17 protein-coding genes are annotated in these 16338 nt (G+C 71.8%); 9 read left to right on the plus strand and 8 right to left on the minus strand.

All coding sequences use genetic code 11. The annotated features are described in order from the left end of the window. Window positions 1–8: 8 nt before the first annotated feature. Window positions 9–257, minus strand: a complete 249-nt coding sequence (locus tag HFP48_RS06865) for a DUF2530 domain-containing protein (RefSeq protein ID WP_006936145.1) — start codon at window positions 255–257, stop codon at window positions 9–11. A 75-nt stretch (window positions 258–332) separates the two neighbouring features. On the opposite strand from HFP48_RS06865, the gene HFP48_RS06870 reads away from it, so the two are divergent. The 4 genes from HFP48_RS06870 to HFP48_RS06885 all read left to right on the plus strand — a co-directional run bounded on the left by HFP48_RS06870 (window position 333) and on the right by HFP48_RS06885 (window position 3482). Continuing rightward, a complete protein-coding gene (locus HFP48_RS06870) occupies window positions 333–1817 on the plus strand; it encodes an NCS2 family permease (RefSeq protein WP_168579268.1) in 1485 nt (494 codons plus the stop codon). Between the two features lie 43 nt (window positions 1818–1860). Beyond that, the gene (locus tag HFP48_RS06875) at window positions 1861–2292 is read left to right on the plus strand and encodes a MarR family transcriptional regulator (protein WP_029541818.1); all 432 of its coding nucleotides are present in this window, start codon (window positions 1861–1863) and stop codon (window positions 2290–2292) included. Window positions 2293–2397: 105 nt separating this feature from the next. Further along, window positions 2398–3204 carry an RNA methyltransferase gene (locus tag HFP48_RS06880; protein WP_168579269.1) on the plus strand — a complete coding sequence of 269 codons (807 nt, stop codon included), beginning with the start codon at window positions 2398–2400 and terminating at the stop codon, window positions 3202–3204. Beyond that, window positions 3201–3482 carry a DUF2537 domain-containing protein gene (locus HFP48_RS06885; RefSeq protein ID WP_006936132.1) on the plus strand — a complete coding sequence of 94 codons (282 nt, stop codon included), beginning with the start codon at window positions 3201–3203 and terminating at the stop codon, window positions 3480–3482. The genes HFP48_RS06880 and HFP48_RS06885 overlap by 4 nt, the downstream gene beginning before the upstream one ends. 41 nt (window positions 3483–3523) lie before the next feature. On the opposite strand, the gene HFP48_RS06890 is transcribed toward HFP48_RS06885, so the two are convergent. The 4 genes from HFP48_RS06890 to HFP48_RS06905 form a co-directional block, all read right to left on the minus strand. Then, window positions 3524–4258, minus strand: a complete 735-nt coding sequence (locus HFP48_RS06890; RefSeq protein WP_246872524.1) for a hypothetical protein — start codon at window positions 4256–4258, stop codon at window positions 3524–3526. A gap of 30 nt (window positions 4259–4288) precedes the next feature. Next, window positions 4289–5176: a septation protein SepH gene (gene sepH, locus HFP48_RS06895; protein WP_006936128.1), complete on the minus strand. Its 888-nt coding sequence runs from the start codon at window positions 5174–5176 to the stop codon at window positions 4289–4291. A 245-nt stretch (window positions 5177–5421) separates the two neighbouring features. Beyond that, on the minus strand, window positions 5422–6543 hold the full coding sequence (serC, locus tag HFP48_RS06900) for a phosphoserine transaminase (protein WP_029541824.1): 1122 nt from the start codon (window positions 6541–6543) through the stop codon (window positions 5422–5424). A gap of 115 nt (window positions 6544–6658) precedes the next feature. After that, complete coding sequence (locus HFP48_RS06905) at window positions 6659–7786, minus strand: citrate synthase 2 (protein WP_006936122.1); 1128 nt, start codon at window positions 7784–7786, stop codon at window positions 6659–6661. A gap of 245 nt (window positions 7787–8031) precedes the next feature. Here HFP48_RS06905 and pdxH point away from each other — a divergent pair, with 245 nt between their 5' ends. Continuing rightward, the gene (gene pdxH / locus HFP48_RS06910; RefSeq protein ID WP_029541828.1) at window positions 8032–8685 is read left to right on the plus strand and encodes a pyridoxamine 5'-phosphate oxidase; all 654 of its coding nucleotides are present in this window, start codon (window positions 8032–8034) and stop codon (window positions 8683–8685) included. Then, entirely contained in the window at window positions 8682–9950 is a 1269-nt protein-coding gene (locus HFP48_RS06915; protein ID WP_006936119.1) for an MFS transporter, read from the plus strand. The genes pdxH and HFP48_RS06915 overlap by 4 nt, the downstream gene beginning before the upstream one ends. Before the next feature lie 4 nt (window positions 9951–9954). On the opposite strand, the gene HFP48_RS06920 is transcribed toward HFP48_RS06915, so the two are convergent. From HFP48_RS06920 to HFP48_RS06930, 3 genes are read right to left on the minus strand one after another with little or no spacing between them, the layout of a single operon-like run. After that, a complete protein-coding gene (locus HFP48_RS06920) occupies window positions 9955–10872 on the minus strand; it encodes an MBL fold metallo-hydrolase (protein WP_168579271.1) in 918 nt (305 codons plus the stop codon). A gap of 22 nt (window positions 10873–10894) precedes the next feature. After that, a complete protein-coding gene (locus HFP48_RS06925) occupies window positions 10895–11794 on the minus strand; it encodes a serine hydrolase (protein ID WP_006936115.1) in 900 nt (299 codons plus the stop codon). Next, window positions 11791–12666 (minus strand): LysR family transcriptional regulator, encoded by an 876-nt coding sequence (locus tag HFP48_RS06930; protein ID WP_168579272.1) that lies wholly within the window; start codon window positions 12664–12666, stop codon window positions 11791–11793. Before HFP48_RS06930 ends, HFP48_RS06925 begins: the two co-directional genes overlap by 4 nt. A gap of 165 nt (window positions 12667–12831) precedes the next feature. Here HFP48_RS06930 and bla point away from each other — a divergent pair, with 165 nt between their 5' ends. The 3 genes from bla to HFP48_RS06945 all read left to right on the plus strand — a co-directional run bounded on the left by bla (window position 12832) and on the right by HFP48_RS06945 (window position 16320). Beyond that, window positions 12832–13785, plus strand: a complete 954-nt coding sequence (gene bla / locus HFP48_RS06935; RefSeq protein WP_210432810.1) for a class A beta-lactamase — start codon at window positions 12832–12834, stop codon at window positions 13783–13785. A gap of 24 nt (window positions 13786–13809) precedes the next feature. Continuing rightward, on the plus strand, window positions 13810–14748 hold the full coding sequence (locus HFP48_RS06940) for an aldose 1-epimerase family protein (RefSeq protein WP_006936095.1): 939 nt from the start codon (window positions 13810–13812) through the stop codon (window positions 14746–14748). Between the two features lie 273 nt (window positions 14749–15021). Continuing rightward, complete coding sequence (locus HFP48_RS06945; RefSeq protein ID WP_037200579.1) at window positions 15022–16320, plus strand: citrate synthase; 1299 nt, start codon at window positions 15022–15024, stop codon at window positions 16318–16320. Window positions 16321–16338: the final 18 nt, after the last annotated feature.

The raw sequence follows: 16338 nt of genomic DNA on the forward strand, positions 1-16338 counted from the left end.
CCCGCTCGTCAGTCCAGTCCGACCTGCGCGCCGCGCCGACCCAGCCGGGCGGCCCGGCGCTGCACGAGGTAGACGGCGAATCCCAAGAGCCCCACGATGATTCCCGCTACGCATACGGGCAGGGCGGCCGGCCACCGGTCGCCCGTGGCAAGTACGACGATCGTCGCCACCGTCCACAGTGCCGTGCCGATCGCCAGCGCGGGACGGGGATCGGCGAGGCGCCGTGTCCGCTCGGCAACCGTTTGCGCGTCGTTCACGATTTCAGGCTAGTCCAGCCCGATTGCAATAATCTCCCGTTGCGACGCAGCCCCCATCCCAGAGCGGAAGTCGATATGGCCCAATCCTCAGAGCGGAAGTCCGGCACGGCGGTCGGCACCTCGTTCCTCGACACCTACTTCAAGATCACCGAACGGGGATCGACGGTCTCGCGGGAGGTGCGCGGCGGCGTCGTCACGTTCGTCGCGATGGCCTACATCGTGGTGCTCAATCCGCTGATCCTGGGCAGCTTCTCCCCGGACGACGCCTCGGCCAAGGTCGACGTGCTCGGCAACATTCTGCCCATCAACCAGGTCGCCGCCGTCACCGCGCTGGTGGCCGGACTGATGAGCATCGTCTTCGGCGTCGTCGCCAACTATCCGTTCGCCCTCGCGGCCGGCCTGGGTATCAACACCCTGCTGGCGGTCACCATCGCACCCCAGGTCACCTGGCCCGAAGCGATGGGCCTCGTGGTGATCGACGGCATCATCATCGTGGTCCTCGCCCTCACCGGCTTCCGCACCGCCGTGTTCAACGCGATCCCGCCCGAGCTGAAGGCGGCCATCGCGGCCGGCATCGGCGCGTTCATCGCCCTGATCGGCATGGTCGACGCCGGATTCGTGCGCCGCCTGCCGGACGCGGCCGGCACCACCGTTCCCGTCGGGCTGGGCATCGACGGCTCGATCGCGTCGTGGCCGACCGCCGTGTTCGTGTTCGGTGTGCTGCTCATGGGTGTGCTCATCGTGCGCCGGGTGCCCGGCGGGCTGCTGATCGGCATCGTCGTGACCACGGTGGTCGCCGCGATCGTCGAGGCGGTCGCCGGGGTCGGGCCGTCGCAGGGCACCAACCCGAAGGGCTGGAATCTGAGCACGCCGGAGGTGCCGGACACGGTGGCCGACGTGCCGGATCTGAGCCTGGTGGGCAACGTCGACCTCTTCGGCGCGTTCACCCGGATCGGCGTGATCGCCGCGACGCTGCTCGTGTTCACCCTCGTCCTCGCCAACTTCTTCGACGCGATGGGCACGATGACCGGTCTCGGTAAGGAGGCCGGTCTCGCCGACAAGGACGGCAACCTGCCCGGTATCGGCCGTGCCCTCGTCGTCGAGGGCACCGGGGCCATCGCCGGCGGCGTGGGATCCGCGTCGTCGAACACGGTGTTCGTCGAGTCCGCCTCCGGCATCGCCGAGGGTGCGCGCACCGGCCTGGCGAACGTAGTGACCGGCGTGCTGTTCCTCGCCGCGATGTTCCTCACCCCGCTCTACGAGATGGTGCCCGTCGAGGCCGCCGCCCCGGCCCTCGTGGTGGTGGGTGCCCTGATGATCGGGCAGGTCCGCGACATCGACTTCACGCAGTTCGCCGTCGCGTTGCCGGCGTTCCTCACGATCGTCGTCATGCCGTTCACGTACTCGATCGCCAACGGGATCGGCGTCGGCTTCATCACGTGGGTGGTCCTGCACGCGGCGGCCGGGAAGGCGCGGGCGGTGCACCCGCTGCTGTGGGTGGTGGCGGGCTTGTTCGTCGCCTACTTCGCGGTGGACCCGATCACCGAACTGCTCACCTGACACACGGCGCGATGTGTCCGGTCGGTCCCGTATTGTGCACGCCATGACATCGGAACATCGCACGCTCGCCGGCGACCTCTCGTTGGCAGTTGTGCGCCTGACGCGCCATTTGCGGGGGCGGCGCTCCGATTCCCGGGTTTCCCTGACTCAGCTGTCGGCAATGACCACGCTGAGGCAGGAGGGAGCGATGACCCCCGGCGCGCTGGCCGCGCGCGAGAAGGTTCAGCCGCCGTCCATGACGCGGGTGATCGCATCGCTCGACGAGCTCGGGCTCGTCGAGCGGACTCCGCATCCCACGGACGGCCGGCAGGTCATCGTCTCGCTCTCGGATGCGGGCCTGGCACTGCTGGTCGACGAGCAGCAGGCCCGCGAGGCGTGGCTGACCGAACGGCTGGCCACGCTGGACGAGGACCACCTCGCCACCTTGCAGGACGCCGTGGGCATCATCAACAAGCTGGTCAGCGAGGCGGAGTGAGCCGGTCCGGGCCCGTAGGGCCGAGTCTGCGCCCGGACGGCACGGGGTAGCACGGAGCGAGAACCCGCCGACGAGACTCCGGTGCGACCTGGGAGAATCGACGCCGTGGTTCACGTCATCGACATCGAGGATCCCGCCGACCCCCGGCTGGGCGACTTCCGAGACCTCAACTCGTCGGATCGCCGGCCGGACCTGCCCGCGGGCAAGGGCCTGGTGATCGCGGAGGGCGTGCTCGTCGTGCAGCGGATGCTCGATTCGCGGTTCGCGCCGGGCGGCCTGCTCGGGGTGGATCGCCGTCTCGGTGAACTCGCCGATGACCTGCGCGACGTCGACGTGCCGTTCTACCGCACCTCGGCCGAGGTGATGGCCGAGGTCGTCGGCTTCCATCTCAACCGCGGGGTGCTCGCCGCGGCGCACCGGCCGCCGGCGCTCGACCTCGACGACGTCCTCGAGAAGGCCACCACCGTCGCGGTGCTCGAGGGCGTGAACGACCACGAGAACCTCGGCTCGATGTTCCGCAACGCCGCCGGCCTGGGCGTCGATGCCGTCCTGTTCGGCAAGGGCTGCGCCGACCCGCTGTACCGGCGGGCGGTGCGGGTGTCGATGGGGCACGTGCTGCGGGTTCCGTTCGCGCACGTCGAGCGGTGGCCGTACGACCTGGACCGGTTGCGGGCGCGGGACTTCCAGCTCATCTCGCTCACGCCGAATCCCGAGGCCGTGCCGCTGGCCGAGGCCATGACGGGGGAGAAGGTCGCCCTGCTCCTCGGCGCCGAGGGCCCGGGGCTGACCGAGCACGCGATGCGCGCGACGGACGTGCGGGCACGCATTCCGATGGCGCCGGGCACCGACTCGCTCAACGTCGCCACGGCCGCGGCGATGGCGTTCTACGAGCGGGTACGGCTCCCGCGGTGACCGCACCCCTGCGCGCCCCGTCGACGCCGTGGTCGACGGGGCTGACGCTGACGGGCTTCGCCCTCGTCGTCACCGTCGTCACGATCGTCGCGTTCGGGCTCGAGCTCGGGCGTGTGCACCCCCTGCTCGCGGTGATCGTCAACCTCGTCGCCGCGGCCGGGATCGCCCCGACCCTGTGGTGGTGGCGGCGGGTGCCGCTGTGGCGGTGGATCGTCGCAGGTGTCGCGGCCGGAGTTCCGGTCGGCTGGATCGTGCTGCTCGGCGTGACGACGTTCTGAGCGGCTCCGCAGCCGCGCGCGACAGCGGACGGACCCGCCGGCTATTCGGCGTGCGGGTGACCGGACAGCGCGCGACCGCGTGCGGAGGTTCGTCGCGGCCACCACCACCGTCGCGCGGGCGGGCGGGCCGGCTCGTCGCGTGCGGTGGGCGGTCGCTCGCCCTCGCGGTACAACTCGAAGCCCCACACCTCGATCTCGTGGGGGTCGAGCTCGCCGCCGGCGCGGCCCGTGTAGCGGAACCCGAGCCACGCGGCGTTGGCGGCCTCGGCGAACCGGCGGGGGTGGAACGGCAGCGCCTGCGGATCGGGCAGCACGTCCAGCGGCCAGCGGATGGGGAACTCCCCACCCCAGAACGGCCGCTCCCACACGAACGGCAGGCCGTCGTCCTCGGCGATGTCGACGGGCGTGGCGTCGAACGCCCGTCGCAGCATGCCGCGCCGCCAGGCCCCGACGGCGCCGCGGGCCCCGGTGGGGTCCGACACGACGAGGTAGGTGTTCTCGGAAGCGACGGTGCGCCTCCAGCTTTCGGGTAGCTGCGACGGACGCGTGGCCGCGAGGTCCCGGCTGCACACCACCGTCACCCCGGGGAAGCTGCCCACGTAGACCCGGCCGGGGTCACCGGCCGCGGCCTGCGCGAGCGGCACCCGGTCCAGCGGCTCGGACGACATCCCGGGGTGCAGCCGCCCGACGAGTGCGTGGGCCGTCTTCCGGTCGGCCCGCGCGGCGCGCAGCACCGCACCGGGGTCGGGGGCGTCGACGTACCAGATGGTCGACACGGCCGCCGCCACCATCGGTGGGCCCGAACCTCAGACGCGCCCGTTGCTGCGCACGCCGAGCAGCACGTCGTCCCACGAGGGGAGGGCGGGCTTGCCCCGCTTGTCCTTGCCCGGGCTCTGCTGCGGCGCCAGCTTCGGCCGGTCCTCCTCCGCGTCGGGCTCGGGCAGGCTCGACGCCATGGGCCGGACCTCCTCGACCTCCGCGTCGATCACCGCGGGCGGCGGATCGAGGGTGATCGCCTCGGCGACGACGTCCTCCCGGTCGGGTCCGTCGTTGTCTCCGCTGTCGTCGACGTCGCGCGCCGTGTACACCGGCGTGAGGCAGCGCAGCGGCCGCCCGCAGTCCGGGTCGATCAGCTCGGTGGCGGTGTCGTCGAGCGGGAGGATCGTGCCGCCGTGCGCATCGGGCTGGTAGCGCCAGTGCGCGGTGTTGGTGGACCGGCCGGCGGCCCACTGCAGCTGAGCCACCCAGTGGCCCTCGTCGTCGCGCCACGCGTCCCACGTGGCGGCGTCGATGCTGTGCCCTCGCGCCCGGAACGCCTGGGCGACGATCTCGGCGAGGGTGTGCACGGCCGGGCCGTCCGGGCGCACCGGATGTCCCTGCTGGGCCATCTCGGCCGCGCGGGAGCGTTCGAGCAGCACCGGGTAGGCGAACCGCTCCACCTTCGCGAGCGGGATCCCGGCCTCCTCGGCGACCTGCTCGACGGACGCGCCGGAGCGGATGCGGGCCTGGATCTCGCGGGGGCGCAGCTGGCTGGTGGTCTCGATCTGGATCTGCCCGAGGCGGGCGAGGTCACCGCGGGAGGCGGCGCGGAGCGTGTCGTCGATCGGGATGCGGAATCTGTCGCCGTTTTCGGGATCGGCAAGCACGACGTGCGTTCCGTCGGGCTCGAGGCCGACCACTCGAAGCTCTCGCACCATGACCTCCTCGCGGGGAATCGCGATTGACCCGCCCGACTGTAACGGACTCGTGACCCCTGCGGAGCAGGACACGCCGACACGCCGGGGGACCCTGTGGCACGAATCCGTCGACGTGGCGCTATTGTCCAAGGTTTCCCCGAAAGTCTCTACTACTCGTCGAGAGTTTGGGGGGCGCGCGAGACGGCGAGCGGGGCCGGACCCGACCCGGATCCGACCCCGCCCCGAACGGTTGCGCTACCGCCCTACATCTGCGAGACCACCCAGTCGACGCACTTGGTCAGCTGGGTGACGTCCTCGGGGTCGATGGCCGGGAACATGCCGATGCGCAGCTGGTTGCGGCCCAGCTTGCGGTACGGCTCGGTGTCGACGATCCCGTTGGCGCGCAGGATCTTTGCGACCTTCGCGGCATCCACCGAGTCGGCGAAGTCGACGGTGCCGACCACCTGCGAGCGCAGCGCCGGATCGGCGACGAACGGGGTGGCGTACTCGGAGGCCTCGGCCCACTCGTACAGCCGCGACGACGAGTCCTTGGTGCGGGCGGTGGTCCACTCCAGGCCGCCGTTGCCGTTCATCCATTCGATCTGGTCGGCCAGCAGCAGCAGCGTGCCCACCGCCGGGGTGTTGTACGTCTGATCCTTGGTGCTGTTGTCGACGGCGATCGGCAGCGACAGGAACTCGGGGGTGAAGCGGCCCGAGGCCTTGATCTCGTCCACCCGCTCGAGCGCGGCCGGGCTCATCAGTGCGATCCACAGGCCGCCGTCGGCGGCGAAGCACTTCTGCGGCGCGAAGTAGTAGACGTCGAAGTCCTCCGCGGCGACGGGCAGACCACCGGCACCGGACGTCGCATCGATGGCGATGAGGGCGTTCCCGGAGCCGGCCGGGCGGGTGACGGGCACCGCGACACCGGTCGAGGTCTCGTTATGGGCCCAGCCGATGAGGTCGGCCGATCCGTCGGCGACGATCTCCGGTGCGGTGCCCGGCGCGCTGTCCACGACGATCGGGTCACCGATCAACGGGTTCTTCTTGGCGACCGTGGCGAACTTCGACGAGAACTCGCCGTAGGTGAAGTGCTGCGACTTCTCGCGGATCAGGCCGAACGCGGCCGCGTCCCAGAACGCGGTGGTGCCGCCGTTACCCAGCACCACCTCGTAACCGTCGGGCAGGGAGAACAGCTCGCGCAGACCCGAGCGGATGCGGGCGACGACGTCCTTGACGGGCTTCTGCCGGTGGCTGGTACCGAACACCGAGGCACCGACCTCGACCAGGGACTGCAGCTGCTCGGGGCGAACCTTGGAGGGGCCGCAGCCGAAGCGGCCGTCTGCGGGCTTGAGGTCGGCGGGAATGATCGGTGTAGCGTCAGCCATCGGTATGCGTGTCCTAAACGTCGAGGAACGAGTGCACCGGTAGTCTAGACGGCCCCCGTCGGGCGGCCGGACGGACGGGCGCCCGGCGCAGGGGCCGTCCGCCCGGCTCGGCGGGTCAGTTGTGGGTGATGGAGTCCCAGCCCTCGACGCTCTCGGGGCTGCGCGGGTCCGGGCCGGTGTAGATCGCGGCCGGGCGCACCAGCTTGCCCAGGCGCTTCTGCTCGAGGATGTGCGCGCACCAGCCGGCGGTGCGGCCGCAGGTGAACATCGCCGGCATCATCGCGGCCGGGACCTCGGCGAAGTCGAGGATCACCGCGGCCCAGAACTCGACGTTGGTCTCGATGGCGCGATCGGGGCGACGCTCGCGCAGCTCGGCGAGGGCGGCCTGTTCGAGCGCCGCGGCGACCTCGTAGCGCGGGGCGTTCAGCCGCTTGGCGGTGTCGCGCAGCACCCGCGCCCGCGGGTCCTCGGCGCGGTAGACGCGGTGGCCGAAGCCCATCAGCTTGTCCTTGCGGTCGAGGATGCCCTTGACCAGCGCGCGGGCATCGCCGGTGCGCTCGGTCTCCTCGATCATCGGCAGCACGCGGGCGGGGGCGCCGCCGTGCAGCGGGCCGGACATCGCGCCGACCGCACCGGACAGCGCGGCGGCGACGTCGGCGCCGGTTGAGGCGATGACGCGGGCGGTGAAGGTGGAGGCGTTCATGCCGTGCTCGGCCGCCGAGACCCAGTACGCGTCGATCGCGGCGACGTGCGCCGGGTCGGGCTCACCCTTCCACCGCACCATGAACCGCTCGGTGACGGTCGCGGCCTCGTCGATGCGCTTCTGCGGCACGGCGGGCTGGTAGATGCCGCGCGCGGACTGCGCGACGTAGGACAGTGCCATCACGGCGGCGCGGGCGAGATTCTCGCGGGCGGTGGCGTCGTCGATGTCGAGGAGCGGCTCGAAGCCCCAGATCGGGGCGAGCATCGCCAGGCCGGCCTGGACGTCGACGCGGACGTCGCCGGTGTGGATCGGCAGCGGGAACGGCTCGGCCGGGGGCAGGCCCTGGCCGAACTTCCCGTCGACCAGCAGCGCCCACACGTCCCCGAACGTCACCCCGCGCGTGACGAGGTCCTCGATGTCGACGCCGCGGTAGCGCAGCGAACCGCCGTCCTTGTCGGGTTCGGCGATATCACTGGTGAAGGCGACCACGCCTTCGAGGCCGGCGACGAAATCCTCGGGTACAGACGCGCGCGATGCCATGACGGTTGGGCTCTCCTCGTTCGGTGCAACCCGGTCCGGGCAGCACTGCCGGTGAAGCGGGACTCGGCGGATGTGATCGGCGCCCCACTCCGTTCGTCGGTGCGACTGTAGTCCCCCGGACTGGACGCTCAGCGATGGGATACCCAGGAGTAGCGTCGAGCATCGTGTCCACCGATCCACAGCCCGGCGCCGAGAGCGCCGAGGGACTGCCTCCGGGTGCGGCCGAGCACGCCGACCTGGCCTCGATGCGTGTCGACTACACCCCCGCCGGCCCGCAGGGCGCCTCCGCCGCCGACGAGGATCTCGAGCCCGAGTGGCTCGCCGACGGGTGGCTGCCGCTGCTGCGCCGATGGCTCGTCGACGCCGCCGCGGCCGGGCTGCCCGAGCCGAACGCGATGGTGCTCGGCACCGTCGACGAGCACGGGCGGCCCGTCACCCGCACCGTGCTGTGCAAGGGCGTCGACGCGGACGGGGTCACCTTCTTCACCAACTACGACTCCGACAAGGGCCGGCAGCTCGCCGCGACGCCCTACGCGTCGGCCACGTTCACCTGGATCCCGATCTTCCGCCAGGTCACCGTGCGCGGACCCGTCGAGCGGGTCGGCGAGCACGAGACCACCGAGTACTGGCACTCCCGGCCCCGCGGCTCCCGACTCGGCGCGTGGGCGTCGCAGCAGTCCCGGCCGATCGAGTCGCGGGCCGCGCTCGAGCACGCCCTCATCGAGGTCGCGGAGCGCTACGGCATGGACGCCGAGATCCCGGTGCCGCCGCACTGGGGTGGGCTGCGGATCCGTCCCGAGTCGGCCGAGTTCTGGCAGGGCCGCCCCAACCGCCTGCACAACCGGGTCCGGACCCGGCTGGTCGACGGGCGGTGGATCACCGAGCGTCTGCAGCCGTGAGGCGACTGCTCGCCGACACCACACCGCTCGAGAATCGCGACTACCGCCGGTTGTGGACCGCCGGCATCGTCACGGTCATCGGTGCCCAGCTCAGCGTGGTCGCCGTGCCGCAACAGATCTACGAGATCACCCGCAACTCCGCGTACGTGGGCCTGACCGGCGTGTTCGCCCTCGTGCCGCTCGTGGTGTTCGGGCTGTGGGGCGGGGCCCTGGCCGACGTGATGGACCGGCGCCGGTTGCTCACGCTCACCACGGTGGGCATGGGGGTGACGTCGCTGCTGCTGTGGGCGCAGGCCGCCGCGGGCCTCGGGAACGTGTGGCTGGTGCTGGTGCTGCTGTCGCTGCAGCAGGCCTGCTTCGCGGTCAACCAGCCGACGCGCGGCGCCGTAATCCCGCGACTCATCCCGAAGGGCCAACTGGCGGCGGCCAATTCGTTGAACATGACGGTGATGCAGTTCGGCGCCATCGCCGGGCCGCTGCTCGCGGGCGCCCTGATCCCCGTGCTCGGCCTGCCCACCCTGTACCTGATCGACACCGTCGCGCTGCTCGCGACGCTGTGGGCGGTGCTCGCGCTGCCGCCGATCCCGCCGACCGGGCAGGCCCGGCGGGCGGGCCTGCGCGAGGTGCTCGACGGGTTCCGCTACCTGTCCACACAGAAGATCCTGCTCGCCTCGTTCGTCGTCGACATCGTCGCGATGGTGTTCGGCATGCCGCGGGCACTGTTCCCGCAGATCGCCCACGATTCGTTCGGGGATCCCGCGCAGGGCGGGCTCGCGCTCGGCCTGCTGTTCGCGGCGATGTCGGTCGGCGCGGTGCTCGGCGGCGTGTTCTCGGGGTGGTTGCCGCGGGTGCGCCGGCAGGGCCTGGCAGTAATCGTGTGCATCGTCGCCTGGGGCCTGGCGATGATCGGCTTCGGCGTCGCGGTGGGGGCGGCCGAACCGGGCGGCACTGCGGTGTGGCTGTGGATCGCGCTGGCGTTCCTGGCGTTCGGCGGCGCGGTCGACATGGTCTCGGCGGCGTTCCGCTCGACGATGCTGCAGTCCGTCGCCACCGACGAGATGCGCGGCCGGCTGCAGGGCGTGTTCATCGTCGTCGTCGCCGGCGGACCCCGCATCGGCGACGTCCTGCACGGCGGCGCGGCCGCGCTGGTGGGCACCGCGATCGCCGCGGCGGGCGGGGGAGTGCTCGTCGTGGTCGGTGTGCTGGTGTGCGTGCTCGCCTTCCCCGCGTTCGTGCGGTACCGGGTCGACCGCACGATCCGCTGATCGGTTACCTCCAGGGATCCTCGCGCCGCCACACCTGCGGCAGGTGCAGGCGTACGCCGTCGCGCTCGGCGAGCCCGCCGAGGACCCGCATGGTGACGTCGAGATCGTCGCCGGCGTAGGGCAGCGCGCGCAGCGGCCGGTCGAGCGGGCGGAAGAAGTCGTCCCAGTGCACGAGCACCGCCCGCCGCGCGCCGACCGTGCCGACGGTCTCCGCCCAGTAGGTGCGGATGTACTCCTCGCTCTGCACGCCGAGTTGACCGACGCCGAGATAGACGACGTCGGCGCGCCGGCCGGCCAGCGCCCGGGCCCGGAATCCAGCACTGCCCTGGATCAGCAGGGTACGGCCGTCGGCGTGCGCGACGAACGTCGACCACGCCTCGCCGCACCGATACGCCGCAGCCCGTGCGGGCGGGACCACGGGCGCGTCGATCGTGCCCGGGTACCGGTCGGGCGGACAGTGCTCCGACGCGACGAGCGTGACGGTGAACCCGCCGAACCGCAGCGGCTCACCGGGGGTGGCGACGACGATCCGCTCCGGTGGAAGGCCGTGCCCGCGCCCGACGTTCGCGGTGGACTCGCCGCCGACGAGCACCGCACCCGTCCGCTCGGCGACGACCGCGGAATCGAGTACGTGATCGAAGTGGCTGTGGACGGGCAGCACGGCGGCGAGCCGGGTCGCGCCGGCGCGGGCCAGGCACGCGTCGATCCGGGCCGGGTCGGGTGCGAGCCGGCCCAGCGCGACGGCGCCGAGGCCCGGCCGGGTGAAGAAGCCGTCGGTGAGCAGCGCGTCGGTGCCGTCGTCGACGAGCAGGGTGGAAACGCCGAGGAACGTCACGGCCGGGCGGGACGCCGCCGTCGCTGCGGGGACGTCGAACCGGTCGGCGTAGGCGGCGAGGTCCGGGCGGCCGAGGCGCAGTCGCATCCGGTCATCGTAGGCGCGGGAATCACTCGTGCGGCGCCGGACGACGCAGCTCGGTGACCGCGATGCGGGCGGCCTCGGCGATCGCGGCGTCGACGACCGGCAGTACCGGGTCCACGCGCGCGGCCCGGGTGAAGACCGCCACCGCGACGGGCTGTTCGTGCGGGAACTCGACGACGGCGACCTCGTTGCGGATCACGCCGACGGTGCCGGTCTTGCCCGCCACCGACACGCCGCGGTGTGGGAACGCGGACGCGATGCGGTGCGGCCAGATCTGCCGGCGCATGACGGCGCGGACGAACTCGGTCTGCTCCGCGGACAGCACCCGCCCCGCCCACACCTCCCGCAGGAACCGGGTCATCTCCTCGGGCGTGGTCGCGCTCGTGTACGCCGGGTCGTACGCGGACACCGTCCACGCCTCGTCGTTGTCCGCGAGCGCCGCGAACGCCTCGGCGGTGGTGTGGGTGTCGGTGTCGCACACCAGACTCCGGTGCAGGTCGGCGGTGCCGCCGACGATCTTCGTCTGTGTCAGTCCCAGGTGGTCGAGCAGGCCGTCGAGCGGGCCCATACCGATCTCGCCGAGCAGCACGTCGGCGGCGGCGTTGTCGGACACCGTCATCATCGATGTCGCCAGGTCGCGCCGGCTCATGGTCACCGGGTCGTGCAGCACGGCGATGCCCGTCGGGCCGGGGGTGCACTCGGCGGGTGTCACGGTCAGCGGCGCGGTGGGATCGACCAGCCCGGCGTCGACGCATCGGCAGAACGCGACGAACAGCGGCAGCTTGTACACCGACGCGGTGACCACCCGCTCGCGACCGCCCACCGTCACCTCGTCGGCCGAGTCGTCGCACCGGCGGGCGTGCACCCAGCCGGTGCAGCCGGCGTCGGCGAACACGTCGCGGATCCTGTCCTCGGCGCTCCTCATCTCAGCCGCTCCCGGTACAGGACCCGGTCGAGCGCGTCCGCGTGCGCGTCGGCCCCCGGGCGACGGACGACTCGGACCCGTAGCGCGACGGCCTCCGGCGCCATCCGCAGCCACGCCACCCCGGGCGTCGCGGTGGGGGGCGTGGTGGTGAGCCCGAAGCTCGCGCCGGCGGCGACGGCGGCGAGCAGCGCGCGATCGTCGCGGGCGGTCGTGATCGTCGCGTCCAGGCCGCGCTCGCGCAGCAGGTCGCGGACGGCGTCGAACGCGGGCAGGTTGGCGGCACGGGGCGGGGCGGCGAACGTCAGCCCGGCAAGCATCGGGAAGGTGGGGCGCTCGGCGCCGGCGCTGCGATGATCCGACGGCACGACCACCCAGCGCGGCAGCCTGACGACGGGCCCCGGCTCGACACCGTCGAGGAGGGCCGGATGCTCGACCACCGCGACGTCGCACAGGCCCGACCGCACGTCCGCGACGAGGTCGACGGTCGTGCCGACGGTGGTGGATACGGCGCCGTCCGCGCCGACCGCCCCGCGCAGCGCCGTCACACACGCGGTCACCAGCCGGTCCGGGAGGGCCGCGGCCGCGCCCCAGTGCACGGTGCCGCGCGTCTGCGCGATCCGCTCCGACTCGGCGAGGAAGCGCTCGGCGTCGTCGACGAGCAGACGGGCGCGCGGCAGGAGCTGCACGCCGGCGGGGGTGAGCACCGCACCGTGGCGGGCGCGGTGGATCAGCTCGACGCCGAGGTGCTGCTCGAGCCGCCGCAGTCCCTGGGACAGCGGCGGCTGGGTCATGTCGAGTGCGGCCGCCGCCCTGCCGAAATGCCGCTCGTCCGCCACGGAGACGAAGAAGCGGAGATGGCGGATCAGGTCCATGGCGTCATTGAACCAGCGGGATCCGGGCCGGCAGCCGCGACGGCGAACCGGCCCCCGTCTCGCCGTCGAATCCAGCCCGGCCACCTGCGGCGATAGCGCTGCCGACTCGATGGTGGCGGCGTTCGGTATTGGCGTCCGCCGCGGCCGCGATGGTGTTGTGCGGCGGTGACTCGACTTCGACGCGACCATCCCTCTCCGCTGACCCGCCGCCGGTTCCTCGTCTCCGCGCTGGCGGCCTCGGCGCTCTCCGCCGCCGCGGCGTGCGGCGCGCGCACCGAGGCGACGGTGCCGCCGCCGGGGCCGGAGGCCGGCGCGCGGTTCGCCCCGCTCGACGCGGTGCTCGCCGACCTCGAGGAGCGTCGCCGGGTCCGGCTCGGCGTGCTCGCCCACGATCCGGGGCGCGGGCTGACGTACGCCCGCCGGGCCGACGACCGGTTCGCGATGTGCTCGACGTTCAAGGTGTACGCGGCCGCCGCGATCCTGCGGCTCGAATCGCAGGGCAGTCTGCGGCTCGACGACACGGTTCCGGTCGATCCTGCGGACATCGTCGAGAACTCGCCCGTCACCTCCGAGGCGCAGGGCCGGACCCTGACGCTGGCGCAACTGTGCGACGCCGCCCTGACCCGCAGCGACAACACCGCCGGCAACCTCCTGCTGCGGCGGCTGGGCGGGCCCACCGCCGTGACCGCCTTCGCCCGGTCGCTCGGCGACACCGTCACGACCCTCGACCGCTGGGAGCCCGAGCTCAACAGCGCCGAGCCCGGCGACGTGCGCGACACCTCCACCGCGTCCGGTCTCGCGCGCGGCTACCGGGAGCTGCTGCTCGGGTCCGGCCTGCCCGCGGCGGGACAGCAGACCCTGACGGGCTGGATGCGGGCGAGTGTCACCTCCGGGCAGCGCATCCGGGCGGGGCTGCCGGCCGGCTGGACCGCGGCCGACAAATCCGGGGCCGGCCGGTACGGCACCGTGAACGACGCCGGGGTGCTGTGGTCCCCGGACGGTTCGCCGCTCGTGCTCGTGCTCCTCAGCGACTCGGTCACCGGGTTGCCGGACGCCGCGCACGACAACGCCGCGATCGCCGAGGCCACAGCCGTGATCGTCGAATCCCTGACCCGCTGAGTCCGTCCGCGGGACACTGGGCCCATGTCCGATCCGAAGAACTACCGGATCCGAGGGGGCGGGTACCGCGCGGAGGTCTCCAGCTCGGGGGCGGCCCTGCGGGTGCTCGAGCACGAATCGGCGACCGGGCCGTACCGGCTGACGGAGAGCTGGCCGGAGAACGAGCGGCCCCCGCTGCGCTCCGGCACGGTGCTCGCCCCGTGGCCGAACCGCATCCGGGACGGGCACTTCTACTTCGACGGCATCGAGCATCAGCTCGCGCTCACCGAACCCGAACGCGGCAACGCGGTGCACGGGTTCGCCTGGCATCGAGACTGGGTTCTGGTTTCCCACAACGATTCTCGCATCGAGCAGGCGCTGGATGTGGGGCTGCACAAGGGGTGGCCGTACCAGCTGCGGCTCACCGCGACCCACGAGGTGGGCGACGACGGACTCACCGTCACGCACACCGCCACCAACGTGGGCGGCTACCACTCGCCGTTCGGGCTCGGGGTGCATCCGTACGTGCGTGCGGGCGACGCCCCGCTCGACGAGTGCACGCTGCGCCTGGCCGCCGGCACCCGGCTGCCGCTCGACCCCGGGCGCGGACTGCCGAACGCGTACTCCCAGCCGGTCGAGGGCACCGAGTTCGACTTCACCGCGCCGCGGCCGCTGCGCGGGGTCGAGCTCGAGGCCCCCTACAGCGCGCTGGACGTGGACGTGGACGGCCGGGCCCGGCACGACCTGCGGGGCCCGGACGGCAGGGGCGTGCAACTGTGGGCCGGGCGCGAGTTCGCCTGGCTGCAGGTGTTCACCGCCGGTGCCGTCCCCGAGCTCGAATATCCGGGGCGGGGGCGGGCCCTGGCGCTCGAGCCGATGACGTGTCCGCCGGACGCCTTCAATCTCGGCATCGATCTCGTCGTGCTGCAGCCCGGGGAGACGTGGACGGGCCGGTGGGGCCTGACCGCCCTGCCGGCCGCGTGACCGGTTCCCGCACCGCCGGTGCACCGGCGGTGCGGACACGCCGACGGGCGCTCACCGCGACGGCGCAGGGAACGTGATATGCAATATCGACGCAGGTGAGCGCCGTTGCGGGGGGCACGACCGACGGTTTCGGTGCCGTCGTGGCACACCGCCGATCCGGCGCGATCCGGGACCTTCGACGGACCCTCCCTGGGCACATGGCCTGCGCAAGGGCTAGGTTCTACGTGAATGTTCGGAAGAATCGCGTTGATCTGAGCTTGAGAGGGATCCTTCGTGCCCGCTGAGAATGACACCCGACCCACCCTCAGCTACCCCGGTGGCGAGCACACAATGTCTATCGCCAAGGCGACGGAAGGCAACGACGGCATCGAGCTGGGCAAGCTCCTTGCGGAGACCGGGTACACCACCCTTGACCCCGGTTTCGTCAACACCGCCTCCACCACGTCGGCCATCACCTTCATCGACGGGGAGAAGGGCATCCTGCGGTACCGCGGATACCCCATCGAGCAGCTGGCGGAAAAGTCCACGTTCATCGAGGTCAGCTACCTGCTGATCTACGGTGAGCTGCCCACCGCGGAGCAGCTCGAGGTCTTCACCGACAAGATCCGCCGGCACACGCTGCTGCACGAGGATCTCAAGCGCTTCTTCGACGGCTTCCCGCGCAACGCGCACCCGATGCCCGTCGTCTCCAGCGCCGTCAACGCCCTGTCGGCGTACTACCAGGACGCGCTCGATCCCGACGACCCGGAGCAGGTGGAGCTGTCCACCATCCGGCTGATGGCCAAGCTGCCGACCATCGCGGCCTACGCCTACAAGAAGTCCGTCGGTCAGCCGTTCCTGTACCCGGACAACTCGCTGAACCTGGTCGAGAACTTCCTGCGCATGACCTTCGGCTTCCCGGCGGAGCCGTACCAGGTCGATCCCGAGATCGCCCAGGCCCTCGACATGCTGCTGATCCTGCATGCCGACCACGAGCAGAACTGCTCGACCTCCACGGTGCGGCTCGTCGGTTCCTCCGACGCCAACCTGTTCACCTCGATCTCCGGCGGCATCAACGCGCTGTGGGGCCCGCTGCACGGTGGCGCCAACCAGGCCGTGCTCGAGATGCTCAACGAGATCAAGACCAGCGGGGGCGACGTCAAGGAGTTCGTCCGCAAGGTCAAGAACAAGGAAGACGGCGTCAAGCTCATGGGCTTCGGACACCGCGTCTACCGCAACTACGATCCGCGGGCGGCGATCGTGAAGAAGACCGCCGACAGCCTGCTCGCCAAGCTGGGCGGCGACGACGACCTGCTGCAGATCGCGCAGGCCCTCGAGGATGCCGCGCTCACCGACGACTACTTCATCGAGCGCAAGCTGTACCCGAACGTCGACTTCTACACCGGTCTGATCTACCGGGCGATGGGCTTCCCGACCCGCATGTTCACGGTGCTGTTCGCACTCGGCCGCCTGCCGGGCTGGATCGCGCACTGGCGCGAGATGCACTCCGACCCGACGCTGAAGATCGGCCGCCCGCGGCAGATCTACACCGGTTACACCGAGCGCGACTACAACAGCATCGACGCACGCTGACCCGTCCCCTACCGGAAG

It is taken from the genome of Rhodococcus sp. DMU1 (assembly GCF_012272955.1).
GTDB lineage: Bacteria > Actinomycetota > Actinomycetes > Mycobacteriales > Mycobacteriaceae > Rhodococcus > Rhodococcus aetherivorans.